At 43.8% G+C, this 20540-nt stretch carries 19 protein-coding genes and 1 tRNA gene; 12 read left to right on the forward strand and 8 right to left on the reverse strand.

The genetic code is table 11. The features are described from left to right. Nucleotides 1-266 precede the first annotated feature (266 nt). Entirely contained in the window at nt 267-980 is a 714-nt protein-coding gene (locus ACHUFQ_RS08955) for a PEP-CTERM sorting domain-containing protein (RefSeq protein ID WP_394174866.1), read from the forward strand. Nucleotides 981-1077: 97 nt separating this feature from the next. On the opposite strand, the gene ACHUFQ_RS08960 is transcribed toward ACHUFQ_RS08955, so the two are convergent. From ACHUFQ_RS08960 to epd, 5 genes are all read right to left on the reverse strand, one after another. Beyond that, nucleotides 1078-2013: a LysR substrate-binding domain-containing protein gene (locus tag ACHUFQ_RS08960; RefSeq protein WP_394174868.1), complete on the reverse strand. Its 936-nt coding sequence runs from the start codon at nt 2011-2013 to the stop codon at nt 1078-1080. A 39-nt stretch (nt 2014-2052) separates the two neighbouring features. Beyond that, entirely contained in the window at nt 2053-2952 is a 900-nt protein-coding gene (locus tag ACHUFQ_RS08965) for a DUF481 domain-containing protein (RefSeq protein ID WP_394174870.1), read from the reverse strand. A 163-nt stretch (nt 2953-3115) separates the two neighbouring features. After that, entirely contained in the window at nt 3116-4180 is a 1065-nt protein-coding gene (gene fba / locus ACHUFQ_RS08970) for a class II fructose-bisphosphate aldolase (RefSeq protein WP_394174871.1), read from the reverse strand. Between the two features lie 79 nt (nt 4181-4259). Further along, nucleotides 4260-5444 (reverse strand): phosphoglycerate kinase, encoded by a 1185-nt coding sequence (locus ACHUFQ_RS08975; protein ID WP_394174873.1) that lies wholly within the window; start codon nt 5442-5444, stop codon nt 4260-4262. Between the two features lie 63 nt (nt 5445-5507). After that, nucleotides 5508-6524 (reverse strand): erythrose-4-phosphate dehydrogenase, encoded by a 1017-nt coding sequence (epd, locus tag ACHUFQ_RS08980; RefSeq protein WP_394174875.1) that lies wholly within the window; start codon nt 6522-6524, stop codon nt 5508-5510. Nucleotides 6525-6968: 444 nt separating this feature from the next. On the opposite strand from epd, the gene ACHUFQ_RS08985 reads away from it, so the two are divergent. Continuing rightward, entirely contained in the window at nt 6969-7889 is a 921-nt protein-coding gene (locus tag ACHUFQ_RS08985; protein WP_394174876.1) for a 2-hydroxyacid dehydrogenase, read from the forward strand. A gap of 183 nt (nt 7890-8072) precedes the next feature. Then, nucleotides 8073-8213, forward strand: a complete 141-nt coding sequence (locus ACHUFQ_RS08990) for a hypothetical protein (protein ID WP_394174878.1) — start codon at nt 8073-8075, stop codon at nt 8211-8213. A gap of 355 nt (nt 8214-8568) precedes the next feature. Here the strand turns inward: ACHUFQ_RS08990 and ACHUFQ_RS08995 are convergent. Further along, a tRNA-Arg gene (locus ACHUFQ_RS08995) sits at nt 8569-8643 on the reverse strand. A gap of 644 nt (nt 8644-9287) precedes the next feature. Here ACHUFQ_RS08995 and ACHUFQ_RS09000 point away from each other — a divergent pair. The 4 genes from ACHUFQ_RS09000 to ACHUFQ_RS09015 all read left to right on the forward strand — a co-directional run bounded on the left by ACHUFQ_RS09000 (nt 9288) and on the right by ACHUFQ_RS09015 (nt 13682). Next, the gene (locus ACHUFQ_RS09000; RefSeq protein WP_394174880.1) at nt 9288-9950 is read left to right on the forward strand and encodes a flagellar hook assembly protein FlgD; all 663 of its coding nucleotides are present in this window, start codon (nt 9288-9290) and stop codon (nt 9948-9950) included. A gap of 366 nt (nt 9951-10316) precedes the next feature. Next, nucleotides 10317-11438: a sensor histidine kinase gene (locus ACHUFQ_RS09005; protein WP_394174882.1), complete on the forward strand. Its 1122-nt coding sequence runs from the start codon at nt 10317-10319 to the stop codon at nt 11436-11438. 12 nt (nt 11439-11450) lie between these two features. After that, nucleotides 11451-12797, forward strand: coding sequence for a sigma-54-dependent transcriptional regulator (locus tag ACHUFQ_RS09010; protein WP_394174883.1), 1347 nt, complete (start codon nt 11451-11453; stop codon nt 12795-12797). Nucleotides 12798-12914: 117 nt separating this feature from the next. Beyond that, nucleotides 12915-13682 carry an MlaA family lipoprotein gene (locus ACHUFQ_RS09015; protein WP_394174885.1) on the forward strand — a complete coding sequence of 256 codons (768 nt, stop codon included), beginning with the start codon at nt 12915-12917 and terminating at the stop codon, nt 13680-13682. Nucleotides 13683-13753: 71 nt separating this feature from the next. Here the strand turns inward: ACHUFQ_RS09015 and ACHUFQ_RS09020 are convergent, their stop codons facing one another. Next, the gene (locus tag ACHUFQ_RS09020; protein ID WP_394174886.1) at nt 13754-14065 is read right to left on the reverse strand and encodes a DUF6170 family protein; all 312 of its coding nucleotides are present in this window, start codon (nt 14063-14065) and stop codon (nt 13754-13756) included. 191 nt (nt 14066-14256) lie between these two features. On the opposite strand from ACHUFQ_RS09020, the gene ribH reads away from it, so the two are divergent. The 4 genes from ribH to ACHUFQ_RS09040 are packed head-to-tail and all read left to right on the forward strand — an operon-like array spanning nt 14257 to nt 16595. Beyond that, nucleotides 14257-14721: a 6,7-dimethyl-8-ribityllumazine synthase gene (gene ribH, locus ACHUFQ_RS09025; RefSeq protein WP_394174888.1), complete on the forward strand. Its 465-nt coding sequence runs from the start codon at nt 14257-14259 to the stop codon at nt 14719-14721. A 12-nt stretch (nt 14722-14733) separates the two neighbouring features. Continuing rightward, nucleotides 14734-15141: a transcription antitermination factor NusB gene (nusB, locus tag ACHUFQ_RS09030; protein ID WP_394174889.1), complete on the forward strand. Its 408-nt coding sequence runs from the start codon at nt 14734-14736 to the stop codon at nt 15139-15141. Between the two features lie 15 nt (nt 15142-15156). Then, on the forward strand, nt 15157-16116 hold the full coding sequence (gene thiL / locus ACHUFQ_RS09035; protein ID WP_394174891.1) for a thiamine-phosphate kinase: 960 nt from the start codon (nt 15157-15159) through the stop codon (nt 16114-16116). A gap of 2 nt (nt 16117-16118) precedes the next feature. Next, nucleotides 16119-16595 (forward strand): phosphatidylglycerophosphatase A family protein, encoded by a 477-nt coding sequence (locus tag ACHUFQ_RS09040; RefSeq protein WP_394174892.1) that lies wholly within the window; start codon nt 16119-16121, stop codon nt 16593-16595. Nucleotides 16596-17101: 506 nt separating this feature from the next. On the opposite strand, the gene ACHUFQ_RS09045 is transcribed toward ACHUFQ_RS09040, so the two are convergent. Then, nucleotides 17102-18565 carry a peptide MFS transporter gene (locus ACHUFQ_RS09045; RefSeq protein WP_394174893.1) on the reverse strand — a complete coding sequence of 488 codons (1464 nt, stop codon included), beginning with the start codon at nt 18563-18565 and terminating at the stop codon, nt 17102-17104. A gap of 668 nt (nt 18566-19233) precedes the next feature. Here ACHUFQ_RS09045 and wecA point away from each other — a divergent pair. Further along, nucleotides 19234-20325 carry a UDP-N-acetylglucosamine--undecaprenyl-phosphate N-acetylglucosaminephosphotransferase gene (wecA, locus tag ACHUFQ_RS09050; protein WP_394174895.1) on the forward strand — a complete coding sequence of 364 codons (1092 nt, stop codon included), beginning with the start codon at nt 19234-19236 and terminating at the stop codon, nt 20323-20325. Nucleotides 20326-20540 lie beyond the last annotated feature (215 nt).

Below are 20540 nucleotides of genomic sequence, written 5' to 3' on the forward strand. Positions count from 1 at the left end.
TCTCTGCAATCAAAGCCTTGTCTAAAAGCCTTTAAATTCTCACTGAGTGAGCAATAATTTAATGTGATTGGTATTACCCTCAGTCTTTACTGATATCTAATGAACACCTGATTTTTCCCTGTATCCTGCACAGATTAAAGGGGGCTTACGATTGAACAAGTCGTTGTCAAAATTGATTTTTCTATTTTGTACTATACTTGCGGGGTAAAAAATTAATAAACGTTGTTTTATCGCTGTTTTCATATCCCGATGTTTGGAGTTGTAATATGAAATTGATTAACGTTTTCAGGATTTGCCTATTAACGCTGTTGGTCGTATTCAGCTCTGGTACTTTGGCGGAGCTCGTACAACTTGTTGACTTCAAAAAGTTGGCAAACCAACGCATCCTTATAAGTAATTCTCAAAACTTTTCCCTACCGTTAGATATTATCGAACCTGGACTGAGTCTTAGTATTGATAATCCCGCTAATTTTCAAGAATTGCTCGACCCTGCTAATGGTTTACTGGTTTGCAAAGGCAACCGTGGTTGTAGCAATGAGCCTATGGACATTCTTGGGATCGGTGAATTTTTACAATTTACCTTCCTCTATCAAGGTGAAGAATTGGACATTACAGGGCTGGAGTATCAGGTCAAGCACGCGGAGCAGGGCGGCACCCTATTTATAATTGGCAATAACGCCGATGCCAACCCGTTAACTATCGCCCCATATCTGGAAGTAAACTTTGATTACTCAGGCGCCGCAAGCGAAGCAGAAGTCTTTATTACCTCGATTTATACCCGAGTTCCCGATGGTAGTGGCGGCGACTTGACCGGACCGACTATTCCGGGTGGCGGTGATGGTGGTAATCCGGACGGAAATGGTCCAGGTGAAACCGGGCCTCCAACACAGTCGGTGCCAGAGCCAGGCAGCATAGTGTTATTTGCGATAGGGGCTTTATTTGCCGCGAGTCGTTACAGGCGAGTTAACAAGAGGGATTAATACCAATCACATTAAGTTTGTGCACAACTCAGAGTTAGGGTATAAGCCTTAGCAACCATACGCTATAAAGGCGTTCTGCCCGCTAGAGGAGTGATTGTTAAACGAGTTTCGCAGCTTCTATGACCTGCTGCCTGAGCCAGATATGGCTTGGCTCGTGATGAATAAGTGGACTCCAAATCATTTTCAATTCGATGTCAGGTATTGAAAAGGGCGGGTTTTGTACTCTGTAGTTGGGATGCGATGCATGAATGTTTGCCGCTTTGCTAGGCAAGGTAGCTAATAACCGGTCATCGTGGGCTAGTTGCATCGCAACCTGATAATTTCGGGTAAACAGTTTTATTTTACGTTTATGGCCAATCTTCGCCAAAGCTTCATCAACCCAGCCGAGTTTTTGCACATCTTTGGGATTCATACCAACACCGACTCCAAACCCAGTTTTTGACACCCAGACATGCTGCGCTTTAAGGTAGTTTTCAAGGGTAAGCGGTGAGGTAAGAGGGGTGTCGCAATGGGTGATACAGGAAAAGCTGTCTTGCCAAAGCACTTTTTGGTGAAACGACTGAGGCAGCTTTTCGAAGTGATTAATGGCCATATCTATCTTACCATTTTCCACATCAACAAAATCTACATCACTAGGCGTCATGATATCCAGAGTGATCCCGGGGGCAAGTTCATTGAGTTGATTGAGTAATGATGGCAACAGGGTTGAAGCGGCATAGTCACTGGCCATAATACGAAACAACCGCTGACTTGCCTGCGGATCAAAACTATCCACCTTTTGCAGAGCGTCGGTTAAATCGAGCAGGATTTTTCGAAGTTTTGGGGCTAGCTTTCGCGCCCTTTCGGTCGGCTGCATTCCCTCGGACGTTCTCACCAGAACCGGATCATTGAGAAGTTTGCGCAAGCGTTTAAGGTTGCTGCTCATTGCCGGTTGGGTAATATTGAGTTGTGCTGCTGCGCGGCTGACGTTTTTTTCTCGCAGTAAGATATCGAAGGCAACGAGCAGGTTTAAATCGATGTCGGCTAAATTCATGAAATACCCTTGCTCGTTGTGAGATTACCTTGTGCGCTTCTAAATACTATAAACCAATGTAAGTGATGTTTCGGTTCTGGTTTTTTGGATGTTTCCCTGAACTTTACTATTGTAATCCACGGTAAATGCAAACTTGAGTGCTAATGCATCAATCAACTGAGTACTGAATGCCGTTATCGATTTATATTTACTGCTTTCGCCAGCTCTTGGCGCGAATTCCGCACTCACAATTTGTTTAAACTGAATCGATTCGAATACGCGGGTTTCGTACGTTGCTGCGGTACGAACAATGAATGCTTTTTGAGTTTTCTCTTCTTCAGGACCTGGGTTGGTCAGTTCATCAATTTTGTAACCCGGACCAATTTCCGCATCAAAATATGAAATATCGTCTTCAAACCAACGGCGACCCCAACCGGCAGCGACGGAACTTTGATATTCGAAACCATTGAAACGGTCATCTTCGTATGAACCAAATCCGAAACCATAGTTTTTACCACCTCGTTCAAAGGTGTAATTACTTTGAACGGTCGAGGACCATTTTTGGTCAGTGGTTTCATAATCAGTTTCGTTGGTCTGTGAATCGGTTTGCTCTGTTTTACGAATAAATAAATCAAGACGCACATTGGTTCTTAATTTTCCACGTTCATGATCCAAATCTAATCCGGTTTTTGCAAACGCAGAATTTCTGACATCGGTCTTGAAAAAAGCACCAATTTCAAAAGCGCCGCTAAATGACGAAGGAATATTGTTACACTCGGGCAGCGCGATATATTTTTCTGGTGGAATTTCATCGGTGAAGTTATAACACGTTGGCTCTTTTTCATTGTAGAGCGAGCGAACCAATGCTTCATTGGCTTCGGATATGGCTTCAGAATCCTGAGCAGCCAATAATGGTAAAGAAAGGGCGTATAAGCCAATTAAAGTTATTATTTTGTTCATAGCCTTTAACTGATGTTAACCACCAGCCTTTTGGTTTTGTTATTTGGGGGTTAGCGCCATTATATCGAAAAAAAACGAGCAGTCGTCAATTAATTGACGACTGCTCGCGGTTTTTTCGGATTGAGCTAAAAAGTATTAGCGCTAACGAACGTTCAAAGTTCGTTTACTTGATCAGTGCGTTTAACTCACCTTTGCCGTATTTTAAAGCCATGTCATCTAATGAAACTGGCTTGATCTTACTGGCTTGTCCTGCCGTGTTGAACGCTTCGTAGCGCGCTTTACAGATCTCATACATTGCCTGAGTGCTGACTGTCAGGTACTTACGCGGATCAAATTCACTCGGATTTTCAGCCAAAAAACGTCGGATAGCGCCGGTGGAAGCCAAACGTAGATCGGTATCGATATTTACTTTACGGACGCCATTTTTAATACCTTCCTGGATTTGTTCAACCGGAACGCCGTACGTTTCCGGGATGGCACCACCAAATTCATTGATAATGGCCAACCAATCCTGAGGGACCGACGACGAACCGTGCATAACCAAATGGGTGTTTGGAATACGACGATTGATTTCTTTTATGCGGTCAATGGCGAGAATGTCGCCTGTCGGTGGGCGGGTAAATTTATACGCGCCATGGGATGTACCACATGCGATTGCTAAGGCGTCTACCTGGGTCTTTGCGACAAAATCTGCCGCTTCTTCAGGATCGGTTAACAACTGGTCATGGCTAAGCACACCCTCGGCACCAACACCATCTTCTTCACCCGCCATACCGGTTTCCAGAGAACCAAGGCACCCGAGCTCTCCCTCGACACTGACACCACAGGCGTGCGCCATGGCAACGGTTTGCTGGGTGACTTCCAGGTTATATTCATAGCTGGACGGGGTTTTACCATCATCCATTAAAGAGCCATCCATCATCACAGACGAAAAGCCTAACTGAATTGAGCGTTGACAAACCGCTGGTGATGTTCCGTGATCCTGATGCATTACCACAGGGATCTCGGGAAACTCTTCGATAGCGGCTTGAATTAAATGACGCAAAAATGGCGCACCGGCATATTTTCGGGCACCTGCTGACGCTTGTAAAATCGCGGGACTGTTGGTGGCGCTTGCGGCCATCATAATCGCGCGAACCTGCTCCAGGTTGTTTACGTTAAACGCGGGGATACCATAGTCGTGCTCCGCTGCATGATCCAGCATTTGACGCATGGAAATTAAAGGCATAGAAATTCTCCTGCAATAATAAAAGGGCGGTTAAACCGCCACTCGTTTTTCTTTTGTTTTCGCCACACGATTATTTTAATTATTTTAGTTGTGATGCGCGTTCTTCAAGGATGGCTACTGCGGGTAACTTCTTCCCTTCCAGGAATTCAAGAAAGGCACCACCACCGGTTGAAATGTAAGAAACGTTATCGGCAATACCATATTTATCGACAGCGGCTAATGTGTCGCCACCACCGGCTATGGAAAATGCCTTCGATTTAGCAATGGCTTTGGCAACGATTTCGGTGCCTTTACCAAACTGATCAAACTCAAATACGCCAACGGGACCATTCCAAACGATAGTGCCAGCATTTTCCAGGATGTTAGCTAAAGTATTAGCCGAATCCGGGCCAATATCAAAAATCATGTCTTGATCACTGACTTCAGATACGGATTTGGTTGTGGCCGCTGCTGATTCAGAAAATTCACTGGCAACGATAACATCGGTTGGAATTGGAATATCACCACCAGCTTGTTGGGCGGCATCGGTTAAGCGTTTCGCTTCGTCGATTAAGTCGGCTTCGTATAAAGATTTGCCTACGCTGTGCCCTTGAGAAGCAATAAACGTATTGGCGATACCACCGCCGACAATTAATTGATCCACCACACTGGACAAAGAATCTAATACCGTCAGCTTGGTTGATACTTTTGAACCACCAACAATCGCAACCATAGGGCGGGCAGGGTTGTCTAATGCTTTGGTTAATGCTGATAGTTCATTGGCCAATAATGGACCTGCACAAGCAATAGGCGCAAATTGTGCCACACCATAAGTGCTTGCCTGAGCGCGATGAGCGGTACCGAAAGCGTCCATCACAAAGACATCACAAAGGGCTGCCAGTTTCTTGGAAAGCTGGGCATCGTTGTTTTTCTCGCCTTGATTAAAGCGAATGTTTTCGAACAGCAGTACTTCGTCTTGTTGTTGCTCAATACCGTCTAAATAGTCTGTCACGAGACGCACTGGAACATTTAGCGCGTTTTGCAAATATTCGGCAACAGGTTGCAAGGAAAACTGGGCATCGTACTCACCTTCAACCGGGCGGCCGAGGTGCGACATCACCATAACGTTTGCGCCCTTTTCCAAAGCAAGTTTAATTGTTGGCAAAGCGGCCTTTAATCTGGCATCCGAGGTGATCTTTCCATCTTTTACCGGAACGTTTAAATCTTCACGGATAAGTACCCGTTGGTTCGCTAAGTCAAGTTCAGTCATTTTGATGACAGACATGAGTTTTCTCCATTAAGCTACAAATTTTTGATGACACCGATTTACCTGTCGTTGAGCGACGGGCTAATCGGCGATATTAAATATGGCTGATGTTGTATCGAGCATTCGATTGGCAAAGCCCCACTCGTTATCACACCACACCAGTAGTTTAACCAGACGGTTGTGACTGACACGTGTTTGATTACCATCGATAATGCAAGAGTGTGGATCATGATTAAAATCCGAGGAAACTAACGGTTCAGTAGTAAAACCGAGAATGCCTTTTAATACGCCTTGTTGGGCGTTGTTTAGTGCCGCGTTTACGACATCAATATCGACATCGGTATTTAGCGTTACGCTTAAATCCATCGCTGTTACATTGACGGTTGGTACACGTACCGCGATGGCTTCAAATCGACCGGCAAATTTAGGTAAAATTCGCTCGATACCCGCGGCGAGTTTGGTGTTTACCGGAATGATGGATTGGCTTGCGGCTCTGGCGAGTCGTAAATCATCGTGATAGGCATCGATCACCTGTTGGTCATGCATTGATGAATGTATGGTGGTTATCGTGCCTTTTTGAACACCGAAAACGTCATCAAGGACCTGAATAACCGGCACGATACAATTGGTGGTACAAGAACCATTGGAAATTATTTGATCATCATGCTCGAGCGTCTGATGATTTATACCATAGATAATGGTTTTATCGACGTCATTGTATGCAGGCTGCGAATACAATACCTTCTTAGCGCCTTGCTCGATGTGCTTTAGTGCTTCATGTTTGCCTTGATACACACCGGTACAATCCAATACGATATCAACACCCAGCTCTTCCCAGGGAAGGCCGCTAATGTCAGGTTGGTGAATAAGGGCAATGGCATCGGCATCGACATTCAAGTAGCCATGGGATAACGACACGTCAAAAGAGAAACGGCCATGGTTGGTATCATACTTTAATAAATGCGCAATACCTTCAGGCTTTGCTAATTCATTAATCGCGACGATACGAAATTCGTCAGTACGGCCACTTTCATACAAAGCCCGCAAGATAGAGCGACCAATTCGGCCAAAGCCATTTATTGCAATTTTTATTGTCATAATTCAAAGGTCACAGCATCGACCTTTCATTTTAAGTAGAAAAAAATCGGTACGATAGTCTTGTTCAGCATTTAGATGAACTATAGACGAGCCATATCATTTATGCCTATTATCGCTCTTGGTCTGCACATGGGTTCTGTGATGACCTGGTAAAAAATCCGGGGTATTTTCCCTTACCTGGCAGTTAGGTGCAATGAAATTGTGTAGATTTTTTTCATCTATGACTGGTTTGTCCTGTTATAGATTTGTCATCGGCCACCTGTTGCGTGGCAGTTTTAAGGTTTATGACGAGTAAAAACAGGGTGTTGCGTTACTGCATAGTTTTTTGTAGTGGTGGTTGAAAGTTTTCTTTATATTGGTTGGGATGAATCGGATGACGTGTTGTTTTAATCTAGATTGACCGTTTCTCTGAGCTTCACCGCGAATTAACAGTAGGGTGTGTTTATGGCAATCGCATTAATTATTCAGGGCCGGGATGTTGAAGCGTTACGGTCTGGTTTATCGGACGCTTTACCGGGTGTCGAAATTCAGGTTTGGCCTACATTGACGGATTTAGCGGCGATTGAATTCGTTGTTGCCTGGAAGAGTCCGGAAAATTTATTGTCGCAATTACCTAACTTAAAGGCTATCTGTTCGCTAGGCGCTGGGGTCGATGGCATCCTGGCTTTAGCAGATTTACCGGATGTTCCAGTGTGTCGAATTGTTGAAGAGGATCTCACCCGACAAATGTGCGACTACGTGCTGGCTCAGATCTTAAATTTTCAATATCAATTTTCCGCGTATTGCCGTCAACAACATAACAATCAATGGTGTGAACGAGAACCTGTTGCGATCAAATCGGTTGCAATATTGGGAGTAGGGCAGATTGGTCATCAGGTGGCGATGGACCTGTATAGTCGGGGCTATCAAGTTACAGGTTGGAGTAACAGCCCAAAGCCCGATCGGGTTTATTCTTGTGTTTTTGGTATTGAGGCTTTGGCAGAAACTGTTGCAAACGCCGATTGTGTAATCAGTCTGTTACCTGCAACCAAAGAAACTGACAATTTATTTAACCGGAATTTTTTCCAACAGATGCAATCCCATGCGTTATTTATAAATGTCGGGCGGGGCAATTCAGTGGTGGAAGAGGACTTGTACCAAGCGTTACAACATGGTGTTATTCAAAGTGCCTGTCTGGATGTTTTTAAAACGGAACCTTTACCCCAAGAGCATCCATTCTGGGGGCTGCCAAATCTGGTGATTACCCCACATATTGCCGCCGTTACCCGACAACAAAATATTATCAGCCAAATCGTCGAACACTATAAAAAATTGCAATCTGGTCAAACCCTTAATTACATCGTTGATCGCGATAAAGGGTACTAGATAGATGTAATAGCATCCGTTATATGGCTTTTAAACCGACAATCGTTTAACTAGGAGTAGACCAATTTTTTGAATTTACAAATTATTTTGTTAATTAATCAAGTTTCTCCTTGTAACCCGCGATTAAACACGATAAATTGAATCTGCTAATAAATAATTTATCGACTTTTGAAGGCAAACGTAATGAACAAATCGTCTTTAAGGGAAGTCAAGCTGAGTACTGTTTTTATTGCGGTATTGGTATTGGGAGTATCGGCCATGTTTACTTCCTCAAATGCCTCTCAGGATATGGAAGTCAACCTTGTTACCGAACAACAAAAATAAGAAATTGCTTTGAATTTCTTTGAAACCTCACTTTATGTGAGGTTTTTTTTTATACAGGGATGTATTTATCCTCCCGTACCATGGATGGGAGCAAGGGAGGGTTTGCACAGGGATGTATTTAGCCGAGATATTTCCATCCATGATATCTCGACATACCGTAAGTCCATTCACATATCCTCCCGTACCATGGATGGGAGCAAGGGAGGGTTTGCACAGAGATGTATTTAGCCGAGATATTTCCATCCATGATATCTCGACATACCGTAAGTCCTTAACCTAACCAAATTATTGCAGCTGCAGATTTTACGACCTTGCGTTTATTTGGGGTCGCATTGCTTTTAAAAGGCAAGGTTGATGGCGTCCCCTACAGGAATCGAACCTGTATCTAAGACTTAGGAGGTCCTTGTTTTATCCATTAAACTAAGGGGACTGTGTTGGATATTGCAAATATCTAAGCTGAGTAAACGCTTTCCATTAAAGCAATTTATTGTTTAAGTTTCCATTTCAATTTGCACCAGTTAGATCAAAATCGCGACTACCTCTTTATGAAACCCTTATCGATAATAAACCGACGTAAACTCTCTTGGTAACTCATCTTGGTAAATCAATGCTGATGCTCAAAAATTGGAAAGGGGATAGCGAGCGGCAAATCATTGCCGAACCGCGCAAAAACAGCCGATAGAAGCGAGCGGCAATGAATTGCCTCTCAATAAAATATGGATACATGTCTGCAATTATATCCGCCGAAAAACGCTTTTTTTAACTTTTCGCCCTAATGTTATCCACCTATCGTCAATAATATTCGCATGTATTTTGAACATGCGCTTGGGTTACGCAGGGAATTTTGTTTTGTTTGGTTGTTTTTTATCCGAAAGGACTCTGTTTAGGTGATTTTGACGTTTTTTTGGCACGTTAATTGTATGTAAATTTAGAAGGATATATTAAGCGATTATGCTGTGTTCTTATTGAATACGTATTACCGATTGAATTCACCAGGAACAACCAAGCTGTTAATCCAATATGACTATAAATAAAAATATAAATATAAAAATAACAAAGGCAGGATGCCCCTAGATGGCTAGAATTGAACCGTCATTTATAACCTCTATTACCACTGTCATTCGAATCGGTGATTTACTCTCGCGTATTTTGCCAATGCCAAAAGTCGAAGCTGAAGACGATCCGTTAGATATTAAATCTGGCGTTGCTCAGATGCTTGCTGATACGGGTGGCAGACTTAACAATCTTAATCATCAGCATATGCAGGGTTGCGGTAATGCTCTGGCAAAATTTTCATCTTCCAGTGCTGCACTTCAAGCCAGCGCTTTGGTGGGACGTTACCTATTAGCTCAGCAAAACGAAGTGGAGCTGGACGATGCCATGGACGTACATGGACAGATAGAGCTACCGGCAAAAGGTCGGCATATATTGGTTTATGTACAAAATGCTAGCGGTGATATTGTTAAAATGATACCGCTCGGAGATCTACCAAAAGGGAAGGCACTTTTCCGTTGGCAAGGAGATGACAGATTCGGAAAACCGGTAGAGCCTGGTGCTTATCGTTTTATTGTGTCTTCAATTCTCGGTCAGGAATTGCATGCTCTGGCGGTAAGCACGTTTCAAAAAATAATTCGTGTCGCCACCCATCCGGAATCTAACAGGCTACAATTAGTCTTAGAAAATAACACGCAAGTGGATTTTTCGTTAAATCTGTTGATAAGGGATGACAGCATTTAATTTGTCTGAGAATGTCTTGCAAGGCCTTTACAATGTATAGTCCGCCGGGACAATACTCACGAACGATAGGCGCGTTTCCATATGCCGGCATGCTGACCAACGGCTAAGCTGCCGGGCTGAGCGATTTGGTTATAATAATATTCATAGCCCATTCAATTCAAACCATAATCTCTTACCATCGAAGCTAAATTCGGGCGTAGTGCCTGTTTTGCCTAATCTAAAGATATTCCTTTTGCTGATCTTCTATTTACCCTATGATGGTGTTTTGTAGTGAGCAAATCGATTTGCATTTGCATCTGCTAACGTGAACTTTTATTCTTGGTTTGCGAGACAATAATAAATAAAAAATAATTGCAGAGGTACCTTATGGCCGGGGCGGAGCAAGAATTGTCGCAAGCCAACAGCCCAGAGCGCGCAATTGGCGATCAATCTGACGTCAGCTTAAATAGCGAGTCCATTGATTTGAGTGCATTGATGCTTGAATCCAATCAGTTGAATCAATTGTTTGATATTATGCCCGCAGGCGTTGTGATAATCGATGGTGACGGCAAAGTGGTTAAGGCCAATAAAGCCGCACGAAAACTGCTTGATTGCGATTTGCATGCAAAGAATTGGATTGACGTGATCCAAACCGTATTTCACCCTCGCGCAGATGATGGTCATGAAGTTTCCTTAAAAAATGGACGCCGGGTAAAGCTTGATATATCTTCCTTTGATTCCCAAACTGGGCAATTAATCCAAATCACTGATCTAACCGAAACTCGGGTTTTGCAGGAAAAGATCTCTCAGATGCAGAGGCTATCGTCCCTTGGCCGAATGGTGTCAACCTTGGCTCATCAAATTCGCACGCCTTTATCGTCAGCCATGTTGTATTGCGCCAATTTAAAAGCAAAAAATATGACGGTTGCAAAACAGCAGCTGTTCCAGGAAAAGTTACACGCCCGATTACAAGAACTTGAGCAACAGGTAAACGATATGCTGTTGTATGCCAAAAGCGGCGGTAAGCAGGTTGTTGAAGTAGTTGAGGTAAAAAACATCATAGATGATGCCATCGCCGGCGTGGAAGCGCAGCTGGATGAAGCTGGCGCAACCTATAATATTCATTATGCGCAGGTCCACGGTGAGCCGTTAAAATTACTTGCCAATAAAAGTGCACTCGAAGGGGCAATTCAAAACCTGGTGCAGAACGCTTTAGAAGTCATCGAAGAACAACCCCATATTGATATTCGTATCGAAGCCCAAGGGGATTGGGTTAAGGTTCGGGTCAAAGATAATGGCAATGGTATCAGCGCAGAAGACCACGACAAAATATTCGAACCGTTCTATACCTCAAAAATGCAGGGTACCGGTCTGGGGCTTGCTGTAGTAAAATCTGTCGCCAAAGCCCACCATGGTGATGTAGAGCTGAGCTCTGAAGCCTCAGGCGGTGCAGAATTTTGTTTGAAACTTCCGCAGTTTAAAACTGAGCACCAGGAAATTGAAAAATAAGTAAGGGATGACATGAAGCAGAGTCTGGTATTGGTGGTTGAGGATGATCCTGGCTTAAGAGAAGCGGTTGTCGACACCTTGATGTTATCCGATTACCAATGCGTCGAAGCCGACAGTGGGGAATCCGCTTTGTTGGTGCTTAAAAAGCACGCTGTGGACATCGTCGTTACGGATGTACAAATGGGCGGCATGTCAGGTTTAGATCTGCTGCGCAACATCAAACACCATTATGCCGAGTTACCGGTACTTATTATGACCGCTTATGCGACGATTGATGATGCCGTTCAAGCCATGAAAGATGGCGCCAGTAATTACATGGCAAAACCTTTCGCGCCGGAAGTTCTGGTCAATATGATCAGTCAATACTTGCCGGAACCGGAACAGCTAACCGATCAACCGGTTGCTCACGATCAAAAAAGCGTCAACTTATTAGCCCTGGCAAAAAAGGTTGCCTTATCTGATGCCTCAGTAATGGTGCTTGGCCCAAGTGGCTCAGGCAAGGAAGTCTTGTCGCAATATATTCATAATCAGTCTCACCGAGCCGATCAGCCGTTTGTTGCTATCAATTGTGCCGCCATCCCTGAAAATATGTTGGAAGCAACACTGTTTGGCTATGAAAAAGGCGCATTTACCGGCGCGGTTAATGCATGTCCGGGTAAATTTGAACAAGCGCAAAATGGCACGATTTTGTTGGATGAAATTACCGAAATGGATTTGGCACTACAGGCAAAAATACTTCGGGTAATCCAGGAAAGGCAGGTTGAGAGGTTAGGCGGACGTAAGACCATCAGCCTTGATGTGAGAGTGATTGCAACATCAAACCGGGATCTGAAACAAGCGGTCAATGAAGGAATATTCCGGGAAGATTTGTACTATCGTCTCAATGTATTTCCGTTGACTTGGCCACCGCTTAGTGAACGGTGTGATGATATTATCCCTTTGACGGAACATCTGTTGCGTAAATACCATCCACAACATCCGGTACAGATTTCCGATGCCGCGAAACACAAAATGCTTAGTTATGATTGGCCAGGTAATGTCAGGGAGTTGGACAATGTCGTGCAAAGGGCGTTGATTCTCAACCAAGACAATATGATTCATGCTGATGATTTAATGATTGAAGAGATTTGTGTCAGTGATATGCCTGCACCTATAGCGCAAAGCGCTGTCAGCTTAAACAATCCGTCGGCAGATTTGGAGTCTGGCTTGAAGCAACAGGAATTTCAGATAATTCTCGACGCTCTTAAAGCCTGCAATGGTTCGCGCAAAGACGTGGCTGAAAGGCTCGGTGTTAGTGCGCGAACGTTGCGCTATAAGCTTGCGAAAATGCGCGAGCATGGCATAGAGTTTGAGCGCTAGATGCTATCCTATCAGGTTATTTTGCAAGTTTTTTGCGAGATTGACTATCTAGCTTATTACGAAGCAGGTTATAATCCGCAGTTAATTAAGTTTTCGTAGGTATTTCAGGCGACTAGGATGAAATTTTCCCTATTTTCTTTTGCTAAATCTGTTCTGGTGTGTGCCACCCTGGGTTTAACGGCTTGTTCAACAACTAATTCTGGTGACGGTGAATACTCTGACCCGCTTGAACCCGTGAATCGGGCTATCTGGACATTTAACTGGGATTATGCCGATAAATATGTGTTAAAGCCCGCCTCAAAAACTTACGTAACCTATGTGCCGCGACCACTGAGAACTGGCGTTTATAATATTGTGCTTAATATTAATGAGCCGTTTAGCGCAGTGAATAGTCTGTTGCAATTAAAAGTCAATCGAGCTGCACAGACAACTGGACGATTCGTGCTTAACTCCACCGTAGGCTTGCTGGGTTTTTTTGATGTGGCATCTTATGCTGGTCTGGACCGACAGGAAGAAGAGTTTGGTGAGGTGCTAGGTTACTATGGGGTACCCGATGGACCCTATTTAATGTTACCGTTGCTTGGTCCTTCTTCGGTTCGCGATGAAACCGGAGATCTTATCGATGGCCTGTATTGGCCAATGGCGGTTATTGATTTTTGGCCTAATGTCGCTCGCTATATGATTATTGGTCTGGAAACACGGGCACAACTGGAAGAACAGGAAGCATTACTCGAAGACTCTTCCGATCCTTATGAGTTTGTCAAAACGGTCTATTTCCAAAACATTACTTTCCGATTATATGATGGTAATCCGCCGCTTATTATTGACGAAGATGAAGAAGCGGAACTGGATGAAGATCTCGAAGATTTGTTGGATGACCTATAGTGATGCAGTGCTCCTAAGCGGATTTATCGTTGCGATTAATTCCGTTGACCAGGAGCACGCTCAATCCGCATTTATGCTTGTTGCTGGCGCTTAAAGTCGCGTATCGCCTTGTCGATATATTGATTGGCGAAATACAGCGAAAAAGGTCGAAGCACGATAAAATATCCCACCATAACGAATATCAGTGGCAAGATGAACATCCAGGAATCCACTTTGGCCAGCATCATAAATGGTGGTATCAAAATGGCCAGTTTTATCAGGTTTAACACGAATTTCTGAGTCGGCTTAATTTTGTTACCGGCAATGTCGATGATTTGCTTACGATCATGCAGGTTAAATGCTTGTAAAGCCTCGATTTGGTTGCTGGAAAAATAGAATTTCATAGGGTTTGAACTAGACTTTGGAAAGTTTCAGGGTTGAAAAAGAAGGCTATTCTAGCAAATAAACCGATTGTTTACGAAATCTGTCCGTTAAATTCATCACTTAAACATACTATAGGTAAACAAATCGATACCTTATTGATAAAGCTTTTGCTAAAATTGCCGACAATTTTTTTATAGACAGGTTGATAAAAATGAACGTTATTGAAGGATCTTTTGCTGCGCAGGGTAAAAAGTTCGCTATCGTAGTTTCGCGCTTTAACAGTTTTATTGTTGAAAGCTTACTTGAAGGTGCGGTTGATGCATTGAAACGTCAGGGTCAGGTAAACGATGAAGACATTACCGTCGTTCGCGTTCCTGGTGCATACGAGCTGCCGGTTGCGGCGAAGCGCCTGGCGAAAAAAGGTGACTTTGACGCGATTATTGCCATCGGTGCTGTGATCCGAGGTGGTACACCTCATTTCGATTTCGTTGCTGGTGAATGTAACAAAGGACTGGCCCAGGTTGCGATGGAATTCGATACACCTGTTGCTTTCGGTGTTATCACCACCGACACCATTGAACAAGCCATTGAGCGTGCTGGTACAAAAGCTGGCAATAAAGGTGCAGAAGCAGCTTTAAGCGCGATTGAAATGGTCAATGTTCTTGAACAACTATAGGCGGACCCTTAAGTGAAACCATCCCCACGTCGTAAAGCCAGAGAAATTGCTGTACAAGCGGTTTATTCCTGGCAGTTGACCAATAACGATATCAGCGAAATCGAAGCAAATTTTCTTGCCGATAACGCCAAACGTCGTCTTGATACGGATTACTTTTCAGCCTTGTTGCGCGGCGTAGCTGCGAATGTATCAGGGTTGGATGAAGCGATTCGTCCCCATGTTGACCGTCCATTGGAAGACATTGACCACGTTGAAAAAGCGATTTTGCGTGTTGCCGTATATGAACTCAGTCAGGACGATGTGCCGTATAAGGTCGTGATCAACGAGGCGATTGAATTAGCGAAATCTTTCGCCGCAGATGACAGCCACAAATTTGTGAATGGTGTCTTAGACAAAACGGTAAAAACCCTTAGATCATAAGGCTACTCTTAATTTATGAAAGAGTTTGAAGTTATTAAGGAGTTCTTTACGGCTCAACCTGTGAATCGTAAAGACGTAGCCATGGGGATCGGTGACGATTGTGCGCTGATCCACGCCAGCGATCACAAATATATCGCGATCACCACTGACACCTTGGTTAGTGGCGTCCATTTTCCTGAAGATACTCCGGCTCGTGCGATCGGTCATAAAGCTGTTTCGGTGAATCTGAGCGATCTCGCTGCGATGGGCGCAGAGCCTTGTTGGATCAGTGTTGCGATAACCCTGCCAAGTGTTGACAGTGAGTGGTTAGCCGAATTTACGGCGGGTATTTTCGAATTGACGGAATACTTTAATGTACAACTGATTGGTGGCGATACGACCAGCGGTCCCTTAAGCGTTACCATAACTGCGCAAGGCACCGTCCCTAAAGGTAAAGCTCTGTGTCGACATGGTGCTACCAATGGTGATTGGGTTTATGTCACCGGCGAAATTGGTGAAGCGGGTCTTGCATTGCAAGCATTGCGGGAGCAAGTGGTATTGTCGCCCCGGGAAATGCAGCATGCGATGGAAGCGCTCAACTACCCAAAGCCTCAGGTATTGGCGGGTCAGATAATTCGTGAATATGCGTCTTCAGCTATCGATATTTCTGATGGGTTGTTGGCGGATGTGACCCACCTTTGTCGGGCATCGACGCTGGGGGTGAATATTGACGTTAACGATATTCCCATCGCACCTGTGTTAATCGACAGATTAGGGGAAGAAGATGCCGCACGTTTGGCATTGACGGCGGGTGATGATTATCAACTGATTTTTACCGTACCCGATACCAATCGAGTTGCGTTAGAAACCGAACTCAATCATGCCAATATTAAAACGTCCTGTATTGGTCAAATGAACACGTCACAGGAAATCAATATCTCTCGGGGTGACAAGCTATTGTCTTTCGCCGAATCGGGATTTGAGCACTTTAGTTAATAATGAAAAAAAATATTCCCGCTCACAAGTTATTTAAGCTTTCCGATCCTGTCCATTTTCTCGCCGTAGGATTTGGCTCAGGTCTCATCCCTAAAGCCCCTGGGACCTTTGGTACGTTGGCGGCAATTCCGTTGTTATTGCTGGCGTCCTATTTGCCCTTGTATGCCCTTATTATATTGACTATCGCGATGGCAATATTCGGTATCTATGTGTGTGATAAAGCGGCAGCGGATGCCGGTGTCCATGATCATGGCGCTATAGTCTGGGATGAAATCGTTGGTTTTTTTATTTGTATGCTGGGCATCACCATAAGTTGGCAATCCATCTTAGTGGGGTTTTTACTGTTTCGGTTCTTCGATATCCTAAAACCCTGGCCGATAAAATGGATTGATGTCAGAGTAAGAGGTGGCTTTGGCATTATGCTTGATGATGTTGTTGCCGCCTTTATGGCACTGGCAATTATGCATCTCATTTTTTAATTTTTTAATTACGAATTAAGTTTCTAATTATGAAATGCTAAGGTGCTGAAGTTAAACCTTTACTCATGCTGTTCATGTAGCGATGCACGGCATCTAGGTTTGCCTTTTAAAGCTCCTTAAACCTTTTCTGTAATCGCCTGATTACGTTCTTTTAGTCAGGCTTTCCACAGCATTAACCGCTTTGTTTATCGGATATCCCAGCCTATCATCAAATCCCCATTAAACCGTTTTCATTGGTATAATTGCTGTGCCACTCATACCCTAGTCACTCCTAGCTAGAACTATCGAAATCTAACCGATCTCGACAAACACGAATACTAAGTCGTTCAGGGCATATGTCTTTCATACGATGCAATGGTTTTTGTTTTATCAAAACAAGAAGAGGGTGAAGAAATAGGGGATTGGCTAGATGGATGTGCGAAGACGAAGCGATAAAAAATCGTTATGCATAAAAAAGGCAGCGAATGCTGCCTTTTCGAAATTTACGTTATGGAATTACCCAGTTACTAGTCTTTGTCGTCAGTAACTTTCAATTCCTCTTCAATTTTTTCAGTCATCGTCTGAGGTTTGCTATCTTCAGCACCATGCATCCAGTCGACCAGTTTATCGCTTAGAAGCCACAGGATGATACCTGCAACAAAAGCCATAATGGCAACGCCAGAGAATGCTTGAAGCGGTCCGGTTTCACCAACCATTTGACCAACCCAGGCTGCAAGGTAGTTACCCACACCAGAGAAGAAGAACCACATACCCATTAACAATGATGTGTATTTCAGTGGCGCAAGTTTAGTCACCATAGATAAGCCAATCGGAGACAAACATAATTCGCCCATGGTATGGAATAGATACGCTAACACTAACCAAATGACATGTGCCTTAGCCGTATCGGAATCACCAATTTGCAATGCGGCCATAACCATCGAAATAAAACCTAGGCCTAAGAAGAACATACCCAACCCGAATTTCTTCGGCGAGTTTGGTTCCGCAGCACCCATTTTAAGCCAGGTCGCGGCAAAAATCGGGGCAAGGATGATGACAAAGATCGGGTTTACGGTTTGTAACCAGGACGCTGGCATTTCCCAACCAAAGAACACAAGATCGGTCTTATATTTTGCGAACAGGTTCATCGAACCGGCAGCTTGCTCAAAACCTAACCAGAAAATGATGGTAAAGAAACTCATGATCAGAATGACTTTAACGCGATCACGCTCTTCCGGCGTTAATGGTTCATCGGGTTTCGCATTTGCGCCATTGGCTTGTTTGGCTGATGGCTCAACACCAACATTGCCTAAATATTTGTTAGAAAGGGCAAGTTGTAAAAGAACACCAATTAACATCCCCACACCAGCGGTTAGGAAACCATATTGGTAGTTAATTTTCTCACCTATGGTACCAACAACCAGATAACCTAAAATGGAACCTAAGTTAATACCCATGTAGAAAATCGTGAATGCCGCGTCACGACGTTTGTCACCTTCTTCATAAAGGTCACCCACCATGGTCGAGATATTCGGTTTGAAAAAGCCATTACCGATGATCAAAAAGACTAAACCAATCCAAAGGAATGTCGTCTCCATACCCGGGATGATGGCATGCGGTGTACCCAATGCAAATTGTCCGAGCATCATTGAGATACCACCGACAATGATTGATTTACGCTGGCCCCACACATTGTCGGCCATCCAACCACCGATAACCGGCGTTACATAAACAAAAAACGCGTAGATTCCAAGAATACCAAGCGCTTTTGATTGAATGGCTGTGTTGAATAGTTTTTCGGCACCCTCGGCTGAAGGGTCGATCCCAAAGTAGGCCATATCCCAGCCGAAATTACTGGCAAATGCTACTAGGTACAATACAAAGATACCACGCATGCCGTAGTAGCTCATTCGTTCCCACATCTCTGTACCGAACAGCAGGAACAAGCCTTTCGGATGACCTAATAAGGTATCCGTTTTTACGTTAGACATTTAAACTTCCTTAAATTACTTTTAATACCCATTCCACCAGGAGTTTGTCAGAAGCCCATTTGCGGCCTTAGATGTCAATAATATAGAACGACTATATCAATGAAATCTATGTTGCAAATGGACCTCAGTGCTAACTCTGAGCTGTGTAAAAACTTAATGGAATTGGTATGAGTTTATTTTTTTGCCACTCGTTTATACCTAGCGGCCTGAGTAAATGCAAGATGTTCTGATTTTCGTCAGGTTAGTTGCACACTTATTCACCGCCAATTCAGCCAATATTATAGAAGTTGTTGGCCGCAGCGTAAGGGATTAGGCACAATTATCTATGTTTGGTACAGCAAAAAAGCAGAAAAAGTCATAAGATTTTGAATAGCTGTTCCGGGTGTCAATAAATCGAAACAAACCGTGGTTTTGTCGAAGGTGTTGATTAAAAAGACGTTACATGGAAATTCAGGGGCAGATGGGTTAAAAATATTGTTCATTTTTTGTCTTATTCACAAATTGTTGAATATACTGAAGCGTACTATGCAAAGAATTTGTTCAGAATTTAGGGTGAGACGGAGCTTGGCTGAAAACTAAACGCTGTCAAATTTATGCCCATAATCGACGCCTGAGCTGATAATTTGGAACATTTGGTGGCAGGTCTCGTATACGATTGAGCGATAACTATGCCTGAGTGGTTGACCTTGAGTTTTCAGGTCTTAACGTCATTTGTTTTTGCATTTGCCGCAATTAAAGTATTTAAGCCAGTAGCTCTGGATATCGGGCTAGTGGATCGTCCCAGTGCCCGTAAACTTCATCAGGGTAACATTCCTCTTATTGGCGGTCTGTCAATCTTCGCTGCCGTACTGTTTGCCGCCATTATCTGGCTTCCCAATACCCAGGAATTGCGCTTGTACCTTATCGCATCGGCAATGACGGTCTTTATCGGAGCACTTGATGATAAGTATGATTTAAGCGTCCGGGTTAGATTAGTGGGGCAAATGATCATTGCTAGTTTGATGATTTATGGGGTTGGCGCGTATTTTAGTAATTTAGGGGACCTGTTTAACCTCGGGGATGTTGATATTGGCTGGCTGGGGATCCCGTTTACCTATTTCGTGATCATCGTAGCGATTAACGCCTTTAATATGATTGATGGTATTGATGGTCTGATAGGCGCTTTGAGTATCAACACATTTACAGCAATTGCCATTTTATTTTTGCTCTCGGATCAAAGCAGTTATCTCAGTGTCGCGCTGATACTGGCGACGGCGTTGTTGCCATTTTTGCTTTTCAATCTGAAGGTTGGAAAGCATATGCAGTCAAAAATATTTATGGGGGATTCCGGGAGTATGTTCATCGGCCTGAGTGTGGTCTGGTTGTTGGCATGCGGAACCCAGGGGGAGCAACATGCCTTTAGTCCGGTAACCGCATTATGGCTTACCGCCGTGCCTTTGATGGATATGCTTTCAATTGTGATCAGACGATTCAGGCAAGGTTTATCACCGCTTAAACCGGACAGAGATCATATTCATCATATCTTGATGCGCATCGGCAACAGCCCAAAGAAAGCTTTATTGTCGATTTCACTGGCCGCGGTTGTGATGTCGGCGATTGGAATTTTGGGTGAGTTTTTTGGTATTCCACAAAGTGTGATGTTTGCATTGTTTATTGCCGTCTTCGGTGTTTACCATTGGGCTTTGACCGACACGGCCGTTCTAAAACAGTTTCTGCGAGAGCCAAAACATAATAAGCCTGAGTATCACGAAGAAATTTAATCGCCTAAATGACATGCTCTTGCTGATATGGACTAAAATAATAAGTTAACTCCATAGAAAAACGATAAAATCTAATAAGTTAATGGGCGAAAGCGGCAGCTGTAGTTACATTTTTCTCTGTGCTAATCAAGGTTTACGGCGGATTCAGATAATCTGGCCGGACGCTTTTCGTGCATCTCAAACTCCTTTCTATCTCGGTTTCATAACCTCATTTG

Origin of the sequence: Thalassotalea litorea, from assembly GCF_043642205.1 — a bacterium.
Classification (GTDB): domain Bacteria; phylum Pseudomonadota; class Gammaproteobacteria; order Enterobacterales; family Alteromonadaceae; genus Thalassotalea_A; species Thalassotalea_A litorea.

Bases quoted from the DNA above. Each gene is read 5' to 3' on its own strand.
- ACHUFQ_RS08975 (WP_394174873.1), bottom strand. From the start codon at position 5,444: ATGTCTGTCATCAAAATGACTGAACTTGACTTAGCGAACCAACGGGTA.
- ACHUFQ_RS09005 (WP_394174882.1), top strand. From the start codon at position 10,317: ATGGCCGGGGCGGAGCAAGAATTGTCGCAAGCCAACAGCCCAGAGCGC.
- ACHUFQ_RS09015 (WP_394174885.1), top strand. From the start codon at position 12,915: ATGAAATTTTCCCTATTTTCTTTTGCTAAATCTGTTCTGGTGTGTGCC.
- epd (WP_394174875.1), bottom strand. From the start codon at position 6,524: ATGACAATAAAAATTGCAATAAATGGCTTTGGCCGAATTGGTCGCTCT.
- ACHUFQ_RS08990 (WP_394174878.1), top strand. From the start codon at position 8,073: ATGAACAAATCGTCTTTAAGGGAAGTCAAGCTGAGTACTGTTTTTATT.
- ACHUFQ_RS08955 (WP_394174866.1), top strand. From the start codon at position 267: ATGAAATTGATTAACGTTTTCAGGATTTGCCTATTAACGCTGTTGGTC.
- ACHUFQ_RS08965 (WP_394174870.1), bottom strand. From the start codon at position 2,952: ATGAACAAAATAATAACTTTAATTGGCTTATACGCCCTTTCTTTACCA.
- ACHUFQ_RS09020 (WP_394174886.1), bottom strand. From the start codon at position 14,065: ATGAAATTCTATTTTTCCAGCAACCAAATCGAGGCTTTACAAGCATTT.
- ACHUFQ_RS09040 (WP_394174892.1), top strand. From the start codon at position 16,119: ATGAAAAAAAATATTCCCGCTCACAAGTTATTTAAGCTTTCCGATCCT.
- ACHUFQ_RS08985 (WP_394174876.1), top strand. From the start codon at position 6,969: ATGGCAATCGCATTAATTATTCAGGGCCGGGATGTTGAAGCGTTACGG.
- fba (WP_394174871.1), bottom strand. From the start codon at position 4,180: ATGCCTTTAATTTCCATGCGTCAAATGCTGGATCATGCAGCGGAGCAC.
- wecA (WP_394174895.1), top strand. From the start codon at position 19,234: ATGCCTGAGTGGTTGACCTTGAGTTTTCAGGTCTTAACGTCATTTGTT.
- ACHUFQ_RS09010 (WP_394174883.1), top strand. From the start codon at position 11,451: ATGAAGCAGAGTCTGGTATTGGTGGTTGAGGATGATCCTGGCTTAAGA.
- ACHUFQ_RS09045 (WP_394174893.1), bottom strand. From the start codon at position 18,565: ATGTCTAACGTAAAAACGGATACCTTATTAGGTCATCCGAAAGGCTTG.
- thiL (WP_394174891.1), top strand. From the start codon at position 15,157: ATGAAAGAGTTTGAAGTTATTAAGGAGTTCTTTACGGCTCAACCTGTG.
- ACHUFQ_RS09000 (WP_394174880.1), top strand. From the start codon at position 9,288: ATGGCTAGAATTGAACCGTCATTTATAACCTCTATTACCACTGTCATT.
- ACHUFQ_RS08960 (WP_394174868.1), bottom strand. From the start codon at position 2,013: ATGAATTTAGCCGACATCGATTTAAACCTGCTCGTTGCCTTCGATATC.
- ribH (WP_394174888.1), top strand. From the start codon at position 14,257: ATGAACGTTATTGAAGGATCTTTTGCTGCGCAGGGTAAAAAGTTCGCT.